Origin of the sequence: Psychrobacter sp. S4(2024), assembly GCF_036861305.1 — a bacterium.
Lineage (GTDB): Bacteria > Pseudomonadota > Gammaproteobacteria > Pseudomonadales > Moraxellaceae > Psychrobacter > Psychrobacter cryohalolentis.
Genome location: NZ_JAZAQR010000001.1, coordinates 23,276 through 43,539 on the forward strand (window position 1 = coordinate 23,276; position 20,264 = coordinate 43,539).

At 42.6% G+C, this 20,264-nt stretch carries 18 protein-coding genes; 8 read left to right on the forward strand and 10 right to left on the reverse strand.

The window, feature by feature from the left end; genetic code table 11:
• Positions 1–405: 405 nt before the first annotated feature.
• On the reverse strand, positions 406–1,248 hold the full coding sequence (yghU, locus tag VLA57_RS00125) for a glutathione-dependent disulfide-bond oxidoreductase (protein WP_333953955.1): 843 nt from the start codon (positions 1,246–1,248) through the stop codon (positions 406–408).
• Between the two features lie 392 nt (positions 1,249–1,640).
• Here yghU and VLA57_RS00130 point away from each other — a divergent pair, with 392 nt between their 5' ends.
• A complete protein-coding gene (locus tag VLA57_RS00130) occupies positions 1,641–3,017 on the forward strand; it encodes a DHA2 family efflux MFS transporter permease subunit (RefSeq protein WP_020443554.1) in 1,377 nt (458 codons plus the stop codon).
• Between the two features lie 121 nt (positions 3,018–3,138).
• Here VLA57_RS00130 and bfr (VLA57_RS00135) read toward each other — a convergent pair whose 3' ends face one another.
• The 3 genes from bfr (VLA57_RS00135) to VLA57_RS00145 form a co-directional block, all read right to left on the reverse strand.
• Complete coding sequence (gene bfr / locus VLA57_RS00135; protein WP_133104661.1) at positions 3,139–3,612, reverse strand: bacterioferritin; 474 nt, start codon at positions 3,610–3,612, stop codon at positions 3,139–3,141.
• 62 nt (positions 3,613–3,674) lie between these two features.
• Positions 3,675–4,163: a bacterioferritin gene (gene bfr, locus VLA57_RS00140; protein ID WP_011513715.1), complete on the reverse strand. Its 489-nt coding sequence runs from the start codon at positions 4,161–4,163 to the stop codon at positions 3,675–3,677.
• Positions 4,164–4,583: 420 nt separating this feature from the next.
• Positions 4,584–4,775, reverse strand: a complete 192-nt coding sequence (locus VLA57_RS00145; protein WP_011513716.1) for a (2Fe-2S)-binding protein — start codon at positions 4,773–4,775, stop codon at positions 4,584–4,586.
• A 288-nt stretch (positions 4,776–5,063) separates the two neighbouring features.
• On the opposite strand from VLA57_RS00145, the gene VLA57_RS00150 reads away from it, so the two are divergent.
• A complete protein-coding gene (locus VLA57_RS00150; protein WP_133104660.1) occupies positions 5,064–5,387 on the forward strand; it encodes an ArsR/SmtB family transcription factor in 324 nt (107 codons plus the stop codon).
• A 115-nt stretch (positions 5,388–5,502) separates the two neighbouring features.
• Here the strand turns inward: VLA57_RS00150 and VLA57_RS00155 are convergent, their stop codons facing one another.
• From VLA57_RS00155 to VLA57_RS00175, 5 genes are all read right to left on the reverse strand, one after another.
• Positions 5,503–6,225: a sulfate/molybdate ABC transporter ATP-binding protein gene (locus tag VLA57_RS00155; RefSeq protein WP_333953957.1), complete on the reverse strand. Its 723-nt coding sequence runs from the start codon at positions 6,223–6,225 to the stop codon at positions 5,503–5,505.
• Positions 6,226–6,307: 82 nt separating this feature from the next.
• On the reverse strand, positions 6,308–7,240 hold the full coding sequence (gene cysW, locus VLA57_RS00160; RefSeq protein ID WP_333953958.1) for a sulfate ABC transporter permease subunit CysW: 933 nt from the start codon (positions 7,238–7,240) through the stop codon (positions 6,308–6,310).
• Positions 7,240–8,124 (reverse strand): sulfate ABC transporter permease subunit CysT, encoded by an 885-nt coding sequence (gene cysT / locus VLA57_RS00165; protein ID WP_011513720.1) that lies wholly within the window; start codon positions 8,122–8,124, stop codon positions 7,240–7,242. Before cysT ends, cysW begins: the two co-directional genes overlap by 1 nt.
• 265 nt (positions 8,125–8,389) lie before the next feature.
• Entirely contained in the window at positions 8,390–9,487 is a 1,098-nt protein-coding gene (locus VLA57_RS00170) for a sulfate ABC transporter substrate-binding protein (protein WP_011513721.1), read from the reverse strand.
• Positions 9,488–9,773: 286 nt separating this feature from the next.
• Entirely contained in the window at positions 9,774–10,943 is a 1,170-nt protein-coding gene (locus VLA57_RS00175; RefSeq protein WP_333953959.1) for a sulfate ABC transporter substrate-binding protein, read from the reverse strand.
• A gap of 582 nt (positions 10,944–11,525) precedes the next feature.
• Here VLA57_RS00175 and VLA57_RS00180 point away from each other — a divergent pair.
• Complete coding sequence (locus tag VLA57_RS00180; RefSeq protein WP_333953960.1) at positions 11,526–12,044, forward strand: hypothetical protein; 519 nt, start codon at positions 11,526–11,528, stop codon at positions 12,042–12,044.
• 95 nt (positions 12,045–12,139) lie between these two features.
• Here VLA57_RS00180 and sat read toward each other — a convergent pair whose 3' ends face one another.
• Positions 12,140–13,393, reverse strand: a complete 1,254-nt coding sequence (sat, locus tag VLA57_RS00185) for a sulfate adenylyltransferase (protein WP_333953961.1) — start codon at positions 13,391–13,393, stop codon at positions 12,140–12,142.
• 361 nt (positions 13,394–13,754) lie between these two features.
• Between sat and VLA57_RS00190 the strand changes: the two genes are divergently transcribed.
• The 5 genes from VLA57_RS00190 (at position 13,755) to VLA57_RS00210 (ending at position 20,238) form a co-directional block, all read left to right on the forward strand.
• Positions 13,755–15,440 carry a nitrite/sulfite reductase gene (locus tag VLA57_RS00190; protein ID WP_201531651.1) on the forward strand — a complete coding sequence of 562 codons (1,686 nt, stop codon included), beginning with the start codon at positions 13,755–13,757 and terminating at the stop codon, positions 15,438–15,440.
• Entirely contained in the window at positions 15,433–16,029 is a 597-nt protein-coding gene (locus tag VLA57_RS00195; protein WP_201531649.1) for a DUF934 domain-containing protein, read from the forward strand. Before VLA57_RS00190 ends, VLA57_RS00195 begins: the two co-directional genes overlap by 8 nt.
• Positions 16,030–16,111: 82 nt before the next feature.
• Entirely contained in the window at positions 16,112–16,750 is a 639-nt protein-coding gene (locus tag VLA57_RS00200) for a phosphoadenosine phosphosulfate reductase domain-containing protein (RefSeq protein WP_201531647.1), read from the forward strand.
• A 240-nt stretch (positions 16,751–16,990) separates the two neighbouring features.
• Positions 16,991–18,562, forward strand: a complete 1,572-nt coding sequence (gene cysG / locus VLA57_RS00205) for a siroheme synthase CysG (RefSeq protein WP_333953962.1) — start codon at positions 16,991–16,993, stop codon at positions 18,560–18,562.
• 137 nt (positions 18,563–18,699) lie between these two features.
• Positions 18,700–20,238 carry an exonuclease SbcCD subunit D C-terminal domain-containing protein gene (locus tag VLA57_RS00210; RefSeq protein ID WP_333953964.1) on the forward strand — a complete coding sequence of 513 codons (1,539 nt, stop codon included), beginning with the start codon at positions 18,700–18,702 and terminating at the stop codon, positions 20,236–20,238.
• The last annotated feature ends 26 nt before the right edge of the window (positions 20,239–20,264 follow it).

The following is a 20,264-nucleotide window of genomic DNA, read 5'->3' on the forward strand; positions in this document are numbered from 1 at the left end:
GTATTTAGGTTTGATAACACTACTCTGGCTACTAGGACCATTTGCACTCAATAAGAGGGTTGGTCTATTCCTAAGCATATCATTCTCCTTCATAATCATCATTCTTCAATAGAAGAGGTTTAAGCGCCTACCCTTTTTGGGTGGAGGCTGCTATCTTAACGTATCCATGTTTCTATCTGTTGTACTAATGTACCATTATGTAATTAACAAAGTATAGCTCAAATGCTTATATCTATATGTATATTTGGAATAATGAATATTTAAAACAGAAAAAGGTTAATAAGATAGGTGCTTATTAACCTTTTTGTTCGTCAACATACAGAATTATTTTATTTTTTACCTTTTATATCAAATATTTATGGATAAATAAATGAGCCACTTAGATGAATTATCGTGGCAATTGGTCTAAGCAATAGGCTCAAGGACTAAGTCCACTGCGCGTTTAACGGCTGGACGTTCAGCAATTTTTTTCGCCCAGCGCTGTAGATGTTGATACTCATCAACCTGTAAGAACTCAGCAGCATCGTATAATTTGCCAAGTGCCAATTGACCATACCATGCCCAAATAATCATATCGGCGATATTATAATCAGACTCCTCGTCTCCGCCCATATATGTATGGTCTTTCAGGTGGCGGTCAAGAACGTCAAGCTGGCGTTTAACTTCCATGGTATAGCGATTGATAGGATACTCCATTGGCTTTGGGGCATAGGCGTAAAAATGCCCAAAACCGCCACCTAAGAAAGGCGCACTGCCCATCTGCCACATTAGCCAAGACAAGCATTCTACCCGTGCCTTACCTTGCTGCATCGGAATGAATTTGCCAAATTTCTCCGCTAAGTACATTAAGATAGCGCCAGACTCGAAGATAGCTAACGGCTCGCCAGCCTCGTTAGGACTATGGTCGACCAAAGCCGGTATCTTTGAGTTTGGGTTAATAGCGACGAAGCCCGAGCCAAACTGATCGCCTTTTGAGATATCTATCAGATAAGCATTGTATGCGGCTTCCTTGATATCAAGCTCAGCAAGCTCTTCTAATAAGATATTTATCTTAACACCATTAGGCGTATTCAATGAATATAGCTGTAATGGCGCATCGCCTACTGGCAGTGCCTTATCTTGTCGTGCGCCAGCGGTTGGACTGTTGATACTTGCAAATTTGCCGCCGTTTTCTTTATCTTGTGTCCAAATTTTGGGCGGTGTATAGCTTTCTATCTGATCGTTCGTAGAATTGTTATCCTGACTCATAATGTGACCTATTTTTTGTTGTATTGATTGTCATATTTTAGAAATGGTGGTTTCTACCATATACCTCCCACTATAACGGGGACTGATCTTGCTATTAAAGTCCTGTCTTGTAATTTATATGGTAGAGATGTTTAAGTGAAATATTATTTAATATTGAGGATATAAGATGATGACAGACATTTTAAAAATTTATTAAGCCATTTCTTTTAGCTAAACCATTTCTTTTAGATAGCAACTATTTAGATCAGTCCTTTTGAATGGTTACTATGCTGCTCTTTAACTACTCGGCAGTTATTTTTATACTACGCATAATATAATGGCTTTGTTGAAAATTTACTGTCGATTAAGGTGAGTTTCCACGAGCCACGGTTTTAAGATATGGTGAAAGTAAAATGGTAGCCCTGACTCCAACGCAAGATAAATACCTACCCTATGTACTGGCGGTAGCGTTATTTATGCAAATTTTAGACGCTACTATTCTAAACACGTCCCTACCACAGATGGCACAAGCATTGGGCGAATCGCCACTACAAATGCAATGGGCAGTCATCAGCTACGCACTTACTTTGGCGATTTTTATTCCTATTAGCGGATTTTTAGCCGATAAATATGGCACACGCCGCGTGTTCTTGTCCGCCATTATCATATTTTGTATCGGTTCGCTATTATGTGCCGCTTCTCCGACACTAGACTTCTTAATAGGCTCACGTATTGTACAAGCTATCGGCGGCGCGATGATGACGCCGGTTGCACGCTTAATTTTGGTCAAGTCTTATCCGCGCAATAAGCTCTTAACGGTGATGAACTTTGCGGTAATCCCTGCTTTGGTTGCGCCATTGGTCGGACCAGTATTGGGTGGTTATATCGTACAGTACACCAGCTGGCACTGGATATTTTTAATCAACATACCCATGGGTGTTTTTGGTTTTATCATGGGCAAAAAACTGGTACCAGCATTGTTTGAGGACACCAAGCGTCTAGATTGGACAGGGTTTTTGTTGTTTGCCGCTGCCGCTTGTGGTTTTACCTTGGCGGTAGAATTTGGCGCACAAGTCGGGCGTGGGTTTTATGGGCTGATGCTTGGATTGCTGGCAAGTCTGTTGCTTGGTGCTTATATTTGGCACGCAAAACGTCGTACAGCTCCGCTATTTCCATTGAGTTTGTTTGATATCCGTACCTTTCGCATCGGTATCACGGGTAATTTGTTTACCCGATTTGGCATTAGCGCTGTGCCATTTTTGCTGCCGTTGCTTTTGCAGGTGGTGTTCGAGTACTCTCCCTCGCAAGCTGGCTGGCTACTTGCCCCTATCGCCGTAGGTGCTATCGGCATCAAGCCTTGGGTGAGTAAGATTATCCAGCGTTATAGCTATCGCACAGTATTAGTCTATAACACGACTTTTATGGGTATCTTGATTATCATCTTGGCGCAGTTTAATGATGCGGCGCAGTGGATGTGGTTTATACCTATTTTAACTGTCATGGGCGCATGTAACTCTATGCAATTCAGCGCAATGAACACCATTACCATTGGCGACCTGCATGGTACTCAAACCAGTAGCGGCAATAGCCTGATGGCTGTCAACCAACAACTCGCCATCAGCTTTGGTATTGCCTTTGGCGCTGCGCTGCTCACTCTGCTACGTGAGCGCCTACAAATGGATACATTGACCGCCTTTCAAACCACCTATTGGATATTAGGTGTCTTTACCATTCTCTCAGGATTGCATTTTTTACGCTTAAAACCCGAGGACGGTCGTGGTTTATATTAAAAGTGAGTATTGAAAGGTTGTATTTGAAATATAAAGAATAGACCAAAAAAAGCCAGCCTATGCTTGGGTTATGAGCAAAACATAGGCTGGCTTATTGTGATTCAATGAGAGTTACTAATATCTAATCGTCATTCATCTGCGATTGGATATAGTTTTGAATACCGACATCTTTCATTAAGTCTTCTTGCGTCTCAAGCCAGTCTTGATACTCTTCATTACCGTCTTTTAGAGTAACCAATAGCTGACGTGATACATAATCTTGCTGCGTTTCACACAAAGTAATCGCATCGGTGATGATGCTAAACTTTTGCTTTTCTAAGCGCAAATTGCAGTCAATCATTTCAGGCACATCTTCAGCGATAAACATCTTGCCATAATCTTGCAAATTGGGTAAACCACCTAGCAATAAAATCCGTGCAATCAAATCATCAGACCATTTCATCTCTGCGATAGACTGTTTATAGAAATTTTCGTTTAATGCTTCTAAGCCCCAATGGCGAGCAATACGTGCATGTAAAAAATACTGGTTGATGGCTATCAACGACTGACCCAGCACTTTATTCAGCGCGCGGATAATGTCTTTATCCCCATTCATATTCTCTCTCCCTATCTATTGGATATTTGATTTGACTATATAGCGATTATTATCCGTTACTATCAAACAAGATTTGAAGAGACTTCAGCCATCTGACTTTGCAAATAATTTGGCAGACCAATCATATCAATCAAGCGTAGCTGCTGCTCAAGCCAATGGGCATGATCCTCTTCCGTGTCTTTGAGCTGCACGACCAACATCTCGCGTGTGACATAGTCATGCGCTTCTTCACACATTGCGATACCGTCTTTAAGATGTTTTTGTACCTGATATTCTAAATTTAAATCAAGCTGTAGCATCTCAGGTACAGTAGTACCAATATTAATCGCGTCGACGCTCATTTTAGGCGTGCCGCCTAACATCAAAATACGACGAATAATTGCCTGTGCATGTAAGGTCTCATCTTCCATCTCATGGCTAATACGATCATACAATTTACCGTAATGCCATTCTGCATACATCTCAGAGTGGATAAAATACTGATCACGAGCTGCAAGCTCACCACCTAACAAAAAGTTTAAATAATCAATCACTTTAGGGTTGCCAATCATCACTTACACTCCTGTATGTATCATTGTTTGTTATATACATTCATAATTTTGCATATATATAAAGTGCCATTCGTAAACCAATCAGTAAAGATTAAAATCAACGAAGGCCCTTACATATTAAGAAGGATATAGTAGCATAGAGAGAGCTTAACGCTTGTAACGATATGAACTGAGAATCATAACCAACCACTATTTGTATTAGCGTATCAGCAACAGGTGCGATAGCAAACTCTTAATAGAAGTAGCTAGATCTAGTTTTGATGTGGAGTATCAGTGGAGTTATATGGACGCTTGCAACTGACGCTTTAGGTATAATACCAATAATTAAATGCGTAATAGTGAATATATACTGGTGTATCAAGCATCATGTACGCTTAGGATGTAAAGGCTAGAGCGTAAAGCCTTATAAGTATTTAGCGCTCAAACAGCATAAGCCAATACTTCGAGCTTAGCATGATGTTCCTCTAGATAATCATTTACCATAGGCTCACAGCAGCCGCAGCAGGTGGCGACATCTAATGTGTCTTTTAAGCCATCTAACGTATCGATACCAGACGCGATAGCAGCTTTTATTTGCTTTTCTTTGACATCATTACAGATACAGACGTACATAAATGGGTTCCTACTGTGATTGACTAACGTGTTATTCGCTATAATAACGATAATTATTAGCATTTACAATAGTGTTTGGTGACTTTTTCAGTCAGGTTAATGACAGATCTATGGTTATGTTGATCCTAATAAATCCATGTAACTGAATATAGTAATCCATGTAAACCGACGGTATCAAAGGTAGTAAAATGGCGACGAACTGTAAATTTGCTCATTTTTTAATCGATTTTAAGGATAACTGCTGTTATATTGTCCTCCTATTAACTAAATATACATTGGAATTGACCCATGTCTAATAATAATTCTATGATACAACCACTTGAGTTGTTTAAAGTATTATCTGACCCTACGCGCTTGAAGATTTTCCAAATCCTATATAATAAAGAATCACGCTGCGTCGGTGAGTTAGTAGAGATACTTGATCAACCACAGCCAACGATATCGCGCCACCTCAACCACTTAAAAAAACTGGGCATCCTAAATTGTGTTCGTGATGGAACTTGGATGTGGTACGAGGTCGCAAATGACTTGCCAGAATGGTGTCAAGACATTTTGGACACTACTTATAAGCAGATATCAATCAAAGAAAAAGCCATGCTAAAACTAGCCTAATGCTAATAGGCAGTGAAAGTTTTGCTTAGATAACTTTGGCTTATATTAGCCGCATAAAAAAGACCTCATCATAAGGTCTTTTTTATGCGCTATCGCTAGCACTCTTGATTGAACTTTAAACCAAGTCTAAGAAATCACTGACAAAGGCATTGGCTGGCTGATGAATCAGCGCCTCTGAAGTGCCTACTTGCTCGACACGACCACGATTCATCACGACAATTTCATCAGATACCGCCCTTGCCTCTTCTTGGTCATGAGTCACCATGATGCTGGTGATACCAAGCTCATGATGTATGTCTTTTAGCCAAGTTCGCAGCTCTTTACGCACCTTGGCATCCAGCGCCCCAAATGGCTCATCTAATAGCAGTAGTTTTGGCTTAACTGCGAGTGCACGAGCCAGCGCAATACGCTGCCGCTGACCGCCTGATAGCTGATGCGGGTAAGCATTTGCCACTTGTGGCAGCTGTACCAAATCTAATAGCTCAGCCACGCGCTTATCAATATCCGCTTTACTGGGGCGCTCGTTTTTTGGTAGCAATGTCAGACCAAAGCCTACATTGTCAGCAACATTTTTATGTCGAAATAACGCATAGTGTTGAAACATAAAACCAATGTGGCGCTTTTGTACCGGTGTATTGGTGACGTCTAGCTCATCAAATAATATCTGCCCAGAGTCTGCATACTCAAGACCGGCAATGATACGCAGCAAAGTGGTTTTACCGCAGCCTGAAGGACCTAATAAAGTCGTCAATTTGCCGGTAGGTACTGTGATATTTATATCATCTAAGGCAGTGAAGTTACCAAATTTTTTATTAACGTTACGAATCTCGATGCTCATAATGGTGTCTCTTATTATTTCTTTTATCGTAGCAGATAGTTTCAATAGTATGGCGTATAGCAATAGTGGCTTCTATGAACCGTTATGATTTGCCTGCCGATTCTGTAACAGTATCATTAGCACTGACTGGCAGTTCAGGCGCACTTATCAAACGTTCAGACTTGGCAAATTTGTGATCTTGTAGCTTGGTCATGATTTGCTGAATAAGTAACGTGACCAAAGCAAGCGCGGCAAGTAAGCTCGATAAGGCAAAGGCGGCGGTAAAGTTATAGTCGTTATAGGCAATCTCAACCAGTAGCGGCATAGTGTTGGTTTCTCCGCGGATATGACCTGAGACCACACTTACCGCACCAAACTCCCCCATCGCCCTTGCATTGGTCAAAATCAAACCATATAGCAGCGCCCATTTGATATTGGGCAGTGTCACATGCCAAAACGTTTGCCAACCCGTCGCGCCTAACGTTAATGCTGCCTGCTCTTCACTATCGCCCTGCGTTTGCATCAGCGGTATTAACTCACGCGCCACAAAAGGAAAGGTGACAAATAACGTTGCTAAAATAATACCGGGTACGGCATAAATTACCTGAAAACCCATGCTCTCAAGCCAGCCACCAATCGTAGAATTAAGTCCAAATAACAGAACAAACATCAAACCGGCTACAACGGGCGACACTGAGAATGGTAAATCAAGCAACGTCGTCACCAACTGCTTACCTTTGAAATGATAACGGGTCACTAGCCATGCAATGGCAATACCCATCACCATATTAATCGGTAAGACAATCGCAGCAGTAATTAAGGTTAGCCTAATCGCCTGCAAGGCTTCAGGATCAACGAGAGAGGCAATATATAATTCCCAGCCACCCTTAAAAGCTTCATAAAACACAGCTAGCAGCGGCACTACCAACATAATAACCATGAATAAAACCGCAATGATAATAAAGATGCGGCGTACCCATGGCGTATCTTTGGTTGCTGGGTTGCTTTGGTAGTCGTAGCTATTAGAGATTTGCATTAGCGAGCTCCTACACGGCGCGACAGCTTCCACTGTACGATATTAATGGTCAATAAAATCACAAAGGAGATAAGCAGCATAAATAATGCAACGGCTGAGGCGCCTTGAACATCGAACTGCTCAAGCTTACTGATAATGATTAATGGCAAAATCTCAGACTGCATTGGAATATTACCTGCGATAAAAATAACCGAGCCATACTCGCCGGTCGCACGGGCAAACATCATGCCAGCACCCATCAGTAACGCAGGCAACAGCTCTGGTAAAATTACCTTGCGAAATGTCGTCAAGCGATTGGCACCCAATACCGCAGACGCCTCTTCGAACTCAACCGATAACTCTGCAAGTACAGGCTGTACAGCACGGACAATAAAGGGAAAACTGACGACTACTAAAGCCAACCAAATACCAATCGGTGTAAATGCCACTTGAATATCAAACTTGGCAAACCATTGCCCAATAAGACCATTAGGCGCATATAAAGTCGCAAGAGAGATACCCGTAACCGCTGTCGGTAGTGCAAAGGGTAAATCTACTAAGGCATTTATCAATGACTTACCCCAAAATTCATAGCGTACGAGCACCCATGCAACCAATGTGCCAAACACCATATTGGTTAGCATCGCCAAAAATGACATCCATAAGCTGAGTTTGATCGCCGCCGTGACTTGTGGTTGGCTAATAGTCTCCCAAAATCCCGTCCAGCCCATTTGTGTTGTGGTATAGGCCATCATGGCAAACGGCAGTACTACCAACAGTGACAAACTAAAGACAGTGATACCCATACTTAGCCCAAACCCTGGTAGCACATTGCGCTGACGCAAGCGTGTTAACCAGCCTTTTTTCGGCACGGGTTTGATGGTAGAAGGTGTTGTTGCACTCATAATAGTGTCCTATTGCCTAGCTGATGGTACTTATCGTAAGCACTCTATCGTATCGATATAAAGAAAAAAGCATGATAAAAAGAGATTATGAATATGCTCATGGTATAAAGGACATAGCGTTGTCGGCCATGTCCTTTATGAGATTGACATAATTTCATGATGTCGTGCGTTACTGATTAATAGTCAAATAATGCAGTCGCTGTACTCAAATAAATTATTGAATAAGTAACAGCTTTATCGTCGGTTACTCACAGTACTACCGTTGTTACTGAGGCGCATTAACCGCTAACTTATCAAACAAACCACCATCACTGAAATACGTGCTCATGATCTCATCCCATGTGCCAAAAGCGTCATTTGGACGGAAGGTGTCGATAGGTGGCAATTTATCACTGTTTTTATCAAGAACACTCTTCACACTTGGGCGCAAGTATAGATCAGCTGCCAATTGCTGGGCTGCATCGCTCCATAAGAAATCAAGATAAGCTTTGGCGGCATCTGTGGTGCCTTTTTTATCAGTGACTGTTTTTACGATAGCGACTGGGCTTTCAGATTTTATTGAATATTTTGGATAAACAATATCGACTTGACCGACGCCAAAATCTTTTGCTGCAAGGTTGGCTTCGTTCTCAAATGTTACCAAGACATCACCGATACCACGCTGTACAAACGTCGTAGTCGCCGCACGTCCGCCACTTTCATAGACTTTGACATTTTTTAGCATGTCTTTGACGTATTTTTCCGCTTGTGCTTCATCTTTATTAAAAGCATGTAAGCCATAACCATAAGCACCTAAGAAGGCATAGCGACCGTTACCCGTCACTTTTGGGTTTGCCATGACAATCTCAACACCCTCTTTGGTCAAATCTGCCCAATCATTGATGCCTTTTGGATTGTCTTTGCGCACTAAAAAGACGATGGTACTGGTAAAAGGTACGGCATTGTCTGGGAATTTGCTTTCCCAATCTGACTCAACCAAGCCTTTTTTCTCAAGCAGCTCAATATCAGAGCCTTGGTTCATGGTTGCGACATCGGCTTGTAGACCATTCGCGACCGACAGGGCTTGTTTACTCGAACCACCATGCGACTGCTTGATAAGAATATTGCTGTTTGGGTGCTCGCTTTTGTAATGATCAACAAATAATGGATTGTAATCTTTATAAAAATCACGGGCGACATCGTAGGAGACGTTCAATATTTCGATGTCCTGCCCTTCTGTCGCTGCTGGCGTACCCTCTGCATTGGCAGCTGGCTCAGTTTTTTCATTGTTGCTACAGCCTGCAATACCTAGAGTGAGCGCCACACCGGCGATACTTAGGGCGCTAAGTGTCTTATTTTTATAACCTGCGGTATATGATGTCATGGCTGCCTCAAAAAATGTCTGATAAGTAATGTAAGTATGCTAACAGTGCTATCTTATTATGTTTAATGATGAATATGTGTATGTTATTGCCAAAATGGAATAAAGAAATGAGAAATATAAGATTATCAATAACTTAAATTTATCCGTAATGCATAAGTTAAATATTTTTAATGATCATTGGCTATCCGTCAATAATTTAGCCATTTGATTCAGCCTTTCATCTAAGCATGAATGCCTGAATCAAATGGATTATAACTGAACAACTTGATTACCTTTTTGGTTACCTTTACTGCACGCTTGCCAGCTTATCAAAACGCCCGCCATCAACAAAAAACGTCTCCATAATCTGTGTCCAAGGACCAAAGACACTGACTGGCTCAAACGTCTCAATATCAAGCAAAGTACCTTTATGGGCGGCAAGTACTTGCTCATTACTAGGACGCATGTACATCTGTGCCATCAGTTCTTGCGCTGGCGTGTCCCATAAACTCTTTAGATAGGTGTTTGCCGCTTCTGTTTTGCCCGCTTTGTCAGTCACCGCATTCACCACTGCAACAGGATTGGCAATCAACACTGAATAACTTGGATAGACGATATCGACTTGCCCTTTGGCAAATTGCTTGGCGGCCAAATGCGCTTCGTTTTCAGTCGTGATAAGCACGTCCCCTAGACCGCGTTGGGTAAAGCTGGTCGTTGCTGCACGTGCGCCATTGTCATAAGTGACGACGTTTGCCAAAAGTTTTTTGATGAAGGTATCTGTTTTGGTAGAGGTTTCGACCGTTTCTTTAAAATGATGCAGACCATAACCGTAGGCACCTAAAAAGGCATAACGCGCCGTACCACTGGTTTTCGGATTTGGTATTACTATAGCTACGTCACTACGTGCCAAATCTTGCCAGTCTTTAATACCCTTTGGATTGCCGCTGCGTACCAATAGAACCATGGTACTGGTATAAGGGACCGCACCGTTTGGTAGCGCTTTCTGCCAGTCAGCAGCAACCAAGCCTTTTTCAACCAATAGATTCATATCGCTTTCTTGGTTAAAGGTCACCACATCCGCTTGTAGACCATTAGCAACCGACAGGGCTTGCTTACTCGATCCACCATGTGACTGATTGATATGTACTTTGCTGTTGGGATGCTCTTTTTGGTAGCCTTTGGCAAATAAGGTATTATAGTCTTTATAAAAATCGCGTGAGACATCGTAAGAGACATTCAACAAATCAATATCTTGTGACGGCGCTGCTGATTTTTGGGCGCCGTTTTGGGTCTCACTTTGCTTAGATTCAGTAGGGCTACAGCCCGTCATGAATACCGCCATTGTCAGCACACCACCCATTATCAAGGTACGTGGTGCTTTATGTTGAATCACTTGATTATCAGTCATTGAGGTATGACGCAAAGGCTGATTCTTGGCTATATTGGTCGTTTGCATAGACGCTCTCGATAATGTCATGCTGCCACTTGTGGACCTTACTATTTTATTAATTCTATAAATAAGGATAACAAAAGGCAGTGATGGTAAGAATTTTGGGAGATACATTGGTTTTTTTGTTGATGAGAGATATGCTAGCAGCATAGATAACAAACGCTTAGTGACGAATACGCTTATCGAGTGGTGAACTTGGCATAAGCACGATTATTAGTAGCGTTATTATGAGTTATTCTATAATGGATATTTTTAGGAGCTATTTGCGATATAGAGATAAGCCATCACTTTTGAGTAAGTGATGGTATTGTTTGCCCAGTAGACGAATATTTGTGTAAGCTGTATCATCGCTGGCGCTGTATAGTCAGTCCTTAATAAAAGAAATACAAATATTATCAATCACTACTGGGGTTAATTTTTCTTGCTTGCTGTACCTACGCAGACAGAGGCTGCGAATAATGAACCCCAGTAGTTCCGTACTCTTTTAAAAGTGGATCAACTATAATCGCTGCAAATAAACGACTGCTACCTAAAACTGTTTAATTCAATCAAAAACATCCATTTTGCAAAGCCATTTTTATCACTTACTCACTTACCCAAGGCATCTTAATGATTACTTCTTTCTCTTGTTACTCGCGTTTTTTTGCCGCCCTCTCTTTGACGAGTGCAGCGCTGCTTGCTTTGAGTGGTTGTAATAACACTATAAAAGCCAATGTGGATAATCACAGCGTTACGCAACCTGCAGCGACACTCTCGCCTGCTGTAAAAGTCATCGTTGGTGACTATGCTTCTGAGGGTTATGCTAAGCGTACGCAAGGCGATGACTGGGTAGCCGTGATGGTAAAAGCAGACGGTGATAAGCAGATTGACATTAAGGTACGTGCACGCAGCGATGTCAAAAAACCGACCTGCTATTTTGATAGCAAAGCAACATTGATGGGTCAAGATGATGCACACGGCATTATTTTTCAGAGCAAGGTCAATGACAGTACGGCTTTTTTTCAATTCAAAGATGATAAATTGACTATTGATAGCCAAGATAAATACGCGCTTAACTACTTTTGCTCTGGCGGTGGCACATTGGTTGGTGACTATCAAAAGTTGGCTGGTGATTTAGAGCTCAGCTAACCACGAGATGTTCAAAACTTCAAATAACAAAAAAAGGGTCAGACTTATCATCTGACCCTTTTTTACTGTTAATAGTTCACATTTGATATAAATTTCTATACCGCAGAAGCCCCGACCAATTTAACCTCAGCACGCTCATCAAAAGCGATACCAGCATAATAATCACGCAAAATCTGCAACACTTCTGGACGGCTAAAGTTCTCTGGTACATCAAGGTCTTCTGAGAGTGCTTTGCGTAGTTTGGTTCCTGATACTTTGACATGTTCAGACGCTTCATGCGGGCAGGTTTTATCTGACGCCATGGCATTACAAGCATTACACCAAAACGTCCAACCAATCTTTAACGGTTGGGTAATCAAATCATCTTTACCGACGTGGTCAAAGATGGTTTGCGCATCAAAGGCACCATAATAATCACCAACACCGGCATGGTCACGACCAACGATCAAATGGCTACAGCCGTAGTTTTGGCGGAATACGGCATGTAATAATGCTTCACGCGGTCCGGCATAACGCATATCAAGCGGATAACCTGCTTGAATAACAGTATCAGCTCTAAAGTAATTGTCGATCAAGGTTTTAATGGCTTCTTGGCGCACGTCTGCTGGGATATCACCTGGTTTTAACGCACCCAATAATGAATGTATCAGTACGCCATCACAAATCTCAATCGCAATCTTGGCAAGGTATTCGTGTGAGCGGTGCATGGGATTACGGGTTTGGAAAGCCGCGACCGTTTGCCAGCCTTTATTGTCCAAAATTGCGCGGGTTTCAGCTGGTGTTTTATAAATCTCAGGATATAAGGTTGGAAACTCGCCTTCGCTTAGGACTTCAACGCTACCTGCAATGTTGACTTCACCTTGCTCCAGTACTTGTTGGACACCAGGATGCTCAGGATCTGTGGTGGTAAATACTTGTTGGCACTCATGCTCTTTATCAATGGTGTAGGTTTCTTCCACCGTTAAAATACCCATAATCTCGCCATCTTGCGCCGCCAAAGCAACTTTATCACCTTGATTTAGGCTATCTGCTGTCGCTTTCGGTGCTGATAAAGTAATAGGAATCGGCCAAAACAAGCCAGCATTATCACCACTTTGCAGGTGCATATTATCAACCACGCCCTGCCAATCGGCTTGATTCATAAAACCATTTAACGGCGTAAAACCGCCAATACCAAACATAATCAAATCACCGCGCTCACGTGAGCTGAGCGTAATGGTTGGCAAAGTACTAGCAAGTTTTAATGCTTGGTTGCGAGCCTCACCATTCAATAGTAACGGCTTAAGCTCAGTACTACCGTGCGGAGGAACAAGTTTTGAGGGTGTTTGATTATGGGTGATAGATGTCATAGTAATTTTACAGCCTTAAGAGATGAGAGAAAGATGAGTAACTGTAGATAAAAGTCGTAGAGAAGCAATTGGGCGAATAAAGGGATAATGGCAGTACGTTAAAGCTATTTATTAAATGATTAAAAACTGCTCATTAAAATCAGGTATTGAATTCGATAAGCATAGGCTACCTAATTTTCGTTATGAAAATTTATGCTGTGTTTGGATATAGATATGTCTTAAAGGAATTTATGTTTATAGACGCAAGCTTATATGATGTAAATCTGAATGGTTTACCTTGCGACTGGCAATAAAATCGAATACACACGCAAATCATTTTCGTCGCAGCTTTTATGTTTAAAAATAAAATTGAGATTACGTCATGTATCAATATAACTACGCTGACCAAACCTTGGTAGAAGAACGAGTCGCACAGTTTCGCGACCAAACCGAACGGTTTTTGGCAGGCGAGCTGCCAGAAGAGCAATTTTTACCGCTGCGTTTGCAAAACGGTCTTTATATTCAGCGCTATGCACCAATGTTGCGTATCGCCATTCCATATGGCCTGCTAGCCAGCTACCAACTGCGTAAATTGGCAGAGATTACCCGTAAATACGATAAGGGTTACGGACACTTCACGACCCGTACCAATATCCAGCTAAACTGGCCAAAGCTAGAAGATGTGCCAGACATATTGGCGGAGCTGGCATCGGTACAGATGCATGCCATTCAAACGTCGGGCAACTGTATTCGCAACACGACTACCGATCCTTATGCGGGTATTCATCAAGAAGAGATTGCGGATCCACGTCCTTATTGCGAAATTATCCGTCAGTGGTCTACCTTTCATCCTGAATTTGCTTTTTTACCGCGTAAATTTAAGATTGCTGTCGTTGGTACTGCCAATGACCGCGCGGCGACGCAAGTACATGATGTGGGATTGCATGTAAAAACCAATGACGCAGGCGAGCTTGGTTTTGAAGTATTGGTGGGTGGCGGTCTTGGCCGTACACCAGTGATTGGTAAAGTAATTAACGAATTCTTGCCACGTCAGCATTTGCTTAGCTATCTAGACGCTATTTTGCGCGTTTATAACCTGCATGGTCGCCGCGATAATAAATACAAAGCGCGTATCAAAATATTGGTCGAGAGCATGGGCGGTCCTGCCTTTGCGAAATTGGTCGATGCTGAGTGGGAAGCTCATACCAAAGATGGTCCACTGACGCTGACCGATGCCAATTTTGACACTGCTATTGGCTTCTTTAGTGAGCCTGATTATGTTGGTTTTGATGCCTTACAAGTACAGTCTGACTTGCAACAGCAACTCAATGCGAATAAAGATTTTGCCGATTGGTATAACCAAAATACAGTTGCGCATAAAATAGCAGGCTATCGCGCTGTCGTCATTTCGCTAAAGGCAGGTTTGGTCGACGGAACCTACGTACCATCTGGTGATGTCAGCGAATCACAAATGGATGCTCTCGCGGATCTGTCAGACAAATATAGCTTTGGTGAATTGCGCGGTACTTATCAGCAAAATCTCGTATTCTCTGATGTGCAAACCAATCAACTATATGAGCTATGGGAACAGTTGGCGGATCTGCATTTAGCACGTGCCAACATAAACACATTAACAGATATGATTGTTTGCCCAGGTTGGGACTACTGCTCACTCGCCAATGCCACAACTCACAATATCGCTGAACAAATCGAAAAGCAATTTGATGATCTCGACTACCTTTATGACTTGGGTGAGATTCGCCTCAATATGTCTGGCTGCATGAATGCTTGTGCGCATCATCATACGGGTGATATCGGTATTCTTGGTGTCGATAAAAAGGGTGAGCATTGGTATCAAATCAGCCTTGGCGGTAACTCTAGTAACGATGCCAAAGTCGGTAAAATATTGGGTAAAGCAGTACCAGCCGAAGATGTGGCGATTACCCTACAAAAAATACTGGATGTCTATTTAGAGCAGCGCGTGAGCAATGAGAACGACGTAGAAGCTTTTAGTGACTTGGTCAATCGCGTTGGCGTGGCACCTTTTAAGGAGAAGGTCTATGGGTAATCATCATGTGTTAAACAGCAAAGGTATTGATATCGGTCAAAGTGATACGTGGTTGGCGCTTAATACCGATGAGCTACCAGATGGCATTGCTCTTAGCCATATATCGCTGCTTGAGCTATTACATAAACAAGAAAAATTCGATATCGTATTGCCGCTCACTGATTTATTGAATGCTGAAGGCAAGCTTGCTGGCGGGCTATTACAGCAGCTGAACGAGCTATTGACTGAACATGCCAGCCGTGTTGGCGTTTGGGTTACGTCAGATAATGACACCGATACATTGGTTGGTTTGTCAGAGTTTTTATTACAACAAGATTTGATTGTGATCCATGTACCAGCCTTTACCGACGGACGCGGTTTTAGTTATGCGCAAACCCTGCGTCAAATAGGCTATCAGGGCGAGATTCGTATGGCTGGCAAGTTTGGCCGTGACCAAATTGCTTACCTTTTACGCGCGGGTGCAGATAGCTTTGTGCTCAGTGAGCATGATATGAAATCTATCTCTGATATCAGTCAAGCATTTAATGCGCTTGCCAGCAGTTACGATGGACGCGATGCTAGCGCATTACCGATGTTTGCAGGCACTTAGTTTTAGAATAAATCATAAGCACTTATATTAGTTACTTTTCACTCAAATCATTTTTACATGAACTTTCATCAAGGAATCTACCATGAGTCAATTACACCCAAATCTAGATATCGATCAAGCCAACCAAGACTTGCAAGGTCAAACGCCAGAACAAATCGTAGAATGGGCATTAAGCCAAGCGAAAAACCCGATTATTACCACTAACTTCCGTCCTTACGAGTCAGCGATTTTGCATTTGGTTGCGTCGCTGCGCCCTGATATCACGGTACTATGGGTAGATTCTGGTTATAACACTGACGCCACTTACCAGTTTGCCAATAAAGTCATCCGTGATTTAAATTTAAACGTGATCACCTATATTCCTAAGCAAACTGCTGCCCATCGTGACGTGACAATGGAAGGTATTCCTGGTATTGATAACCCACTACATGATGAGTTCACCGATCAAGTGAAGCTTGAGCCATTCCGCCGCGCTTTAGATGAGCTAAAACCTGATGTTTGGTTCAATGCTATTCGTAAAGATCAAACCGAATTCCGTCAAGGTCTTGATGTCCTGAGCTTGTCTAAAGACGGCGTGTTAAAAGTCGCACCGTTGTTTGATAAGACAGATGCTGAGCTAGACGTGTATCTTGAAGAACATAACCTACCTAATGAGTTTGATTACTTCGATCCGACTAAGGTAGAAGAGCATCGCGAGTGTGGCTTGCATACACAGTTGTAATTGCTAAATACAGAATTATGATTTAATGAATACAATGGATAAAAATCCCGCTTAACCGGTTTATACCGAGTTAAGCGGGATTTTTTCAGTATCATGATTTTATATTGCTATTCCCTTTCTCAACAAAAACTACTTTTAATATCTCAAAAACGAATATACTAATGCCAATACATTACGTGAGCCTGCGCAACTGATAACTCATAATAGTAGTATATATTCAATTGAATGACTGGTCATACTATGAATACCTTTCCCCTATTTTTTAAATTAGAAGATCGTAAAGTACTGATTGTTGGCGGCGGTGATGTGGCATTACGCAAAGCTGATTTGCTGAGCCGTGCTGGCGCGTGTATCACTGTCCTTGCGCCAAGCATTAGCCATGAGATACAAGCCTTGCTCAGTGAGAGTAAGCACGCGCTGATTTATGAGAATTATAATAAAACCTATATGACAGATTCGCGCGTTATTATCGCGGCGACTGATGATGAGATGCTTAATCACCAAATCCATACTGATGCCACTGAACTCAACATTCCGGTAAACGTCGTCGATACGCCGCATTTATGCGATTTTATCTTCCCAGCTATTGTTGATCGCAATCCCATCGTCATTGGTATCTCGTCCAACGGTAAAGCACCGGTGCTGGCACGTTTGCTGCGGGCACGCCTTGAGACCTTGATTCCGCAAGGCTATGGTAAGCTTGCCAAGCTGGCTGGCGAGTTTCGTGGTGACGTTAAAGCCAAAATTCCAACATTGACTGGGCGTCGGCAGTTTTGGGAGCGAGTATTTGAAGGTAAAGTCAGTCAATTGATGTTTTCCGGTAATGAAAACGAAGCCATTGCCCAATTGCAAACTGATCTGGATAACACAGCGGCAAATATCACTGCAAAAAATGCTACAGATGAATCAACAGAAGCCCAAAATACGATGGGCGAAGTCTATATCGTTGGTGCCGGTCCCGGTGACCCAGAGCTTTTAACCTTTAAAGCACTACGCTTGATGCAGCAAGCGGATATTGTCTATTATGATGCGCTGGTATCACCGCAAGTATTGGATTTATGCCGCCGCGATGCCGATAAAGTATTTGTCGGCAAGAAACGTAGCAATCATGCCGTCGCGCAATTGGGCATCAATGAGCTATTGGTTAATAGCGCAAAAGAAGGTCGGCGTGTGGTGCGTCTAAAAGGCGGTGACCCGTTTATCTTTGGGCGTGGCGGTGAAGAGATTGAAAGTCTGCGCTCTCACAATGTTCCGTATCAAGTAGTGCCAGGCATTACCGCTGCCAATGCCGCTGCTAGCTATGCTGGTATTCCGTTAACCCACCGTGACCATTCGCAATCAGTACGTTTTGTGACAGGGTTTTTAAAGGCAGGCTCGCCTAATAATAACTTCAAAAGTTTTTTGAATACTGATGAAACAGTCGTATTCTATATGGGTCTGCATTCGCTACCGCGCTTGACGGAAGGTTTGATTGATGCCGGGCGTAGTGCGGAGACCCCGATTGCCATCGTCTCTAACGCCAGTATGCCCAATCAGCAAGTATTGACGGGTACACTTGCCAGTATCGTTGAATTACAAGCACAACATCAACTACCTACGCCTGCTCTACTCATCATGGGTGATGTCGTAAGCTTACATCATGATTTGGCCTGGTATAATAATAAAAAGACCTCAGAAAACGATAATAACTGGTTACGAGGCGGTACTGCTACGACACCAAAACCAAATCCTAACCAACAAGCACATGCGCTATCTATGATTGCTAATTTGGCAACAGAAGATGGTGGTCTTGAGCAGTTAGTGATTGATTAGAAAGCGCCCTAAAAGCCCCTTTTTATTTAAAGCCCTGCCAATCTAGTGGTAGGGCTTTTTTCTGATTGCAACAGAGCAAACTTCTCCAATCCTTGCTAGAATAATGGCTGTCTTTTTATTCACTACTAAGCCTCATTATGCCTGTATCTGCTGTTACCCCTCTTACTATCCTGCACACCTCTGACTGGCATTTGGGGCGCAGGCTTTATGGACGTCTGCGCTATGATGAATTTTCTGCATTTTTAAGTTGGCTACAAGACACCATTAGTGCGCAGCAAGTGGATGTACTTATTGTCGCTGGTGATATCTTTGATACCATGACCCCGAGTAATAAAGCCCAAGCGCTGTATTATGAGTTTTTAGGCAAGGTTTCAAAATCATGCTGTCAGCATGTCGTCATCGTCGCTGGCAACCATGACTCGCCAACATTTCTAGATGCCCCAAGCAATGTCCTTAAGTTTTTAAATGTCCATGTCGTTGGTACCGCTTGTGAAGACTTAAACGATGAAGTCATGGTGTTAGATGATGCTGACGGTACACCGCATTGCATTATCGCCGCTGTCCCTTATCTGCGTGACCGCGACGTGCGTAGTAGTAGTGCTGGCGAGTCAGCTCAAAGCAAAGACGCCAATGTCATCGCTGGTATCTGCGCGCACTATGATGAAGTCGCAAAGATTGCTAACGCCAAACAAGCTGAATTATTAAAATCGCATAAGCGCCATATTCCTATTATTGCTACAGGACATCTGTTTGCTGCCGGCGGCACTACTACCGATGATGATGGTGTTCGTGAGCTATATGTTGGCTCGCTTGGTAAGGTGTCCGCCGATATGTTCAGTGAAAGCTTTGATTACGTGGCGCTTGGGCATTTACATGTGCCGCAGCGCGTCGGTGGGCGTGAAACCCTTCGATATTCAGGATCACCCATTGCAATGGGCTTTGGCGAAGCACGTCAGCAAAAACAGATATTGCTGGTGCAGTTTGGTACCGCCGCAAACGATTTTGAAGATAAAGTATTAGTAGATCCTATCGAGACTTCTTTGACACCAATCAAGCAAGTTACCAAAAAGGCAGTCGTTCAAACCTCTGAATTTATGGACGACTTATTTGGCTTTGATGAGTCAGCAGCAAGTGCTGAGAGTAGAAAAGTTGAAGCAGAAAGCTCGACTCAAATAGATGCTATACAGCATAGTGACTCTACTTTTCATATAATGCCTACGTTGAATGCTCAGTTATTGCATCATGATAAAGAACGTCAGATGCAAGTTATCTCAATGCCTATTCCAAAGTTCCAAAAATTAGCGCAAGTATCAGGTGATTTCGAGACTATTAATCAAAAAGTTGATAAGGTTATTGAAGCTCTGTCTGATACAGAATCGGTCTGGTTAGAGATTATCTACACTGGTGATGAGGTGGTTAGCGAATTGCGTGAAAGTATTCAAGCGATGGTAGAGGGCTTACCCTGTGAGGTGTTAAAAATAAAAAATACGTGCACTTATAACAAAGTCCTTAATCAGCAACAAATCTCTGAGACGCTACAGGATTTAAATGAACAAGAAGTATTTGAGCGTTGTCTAGCCACTCATAACATCCCCGATGAGCAAAGACTCACCTTGCGAGAAGCTTATGGTCAGATCGTTTATGACCTGCATCATATAGATACCCAAGCTGAATAATAGCTAAAACTTATAAGCCTGATACA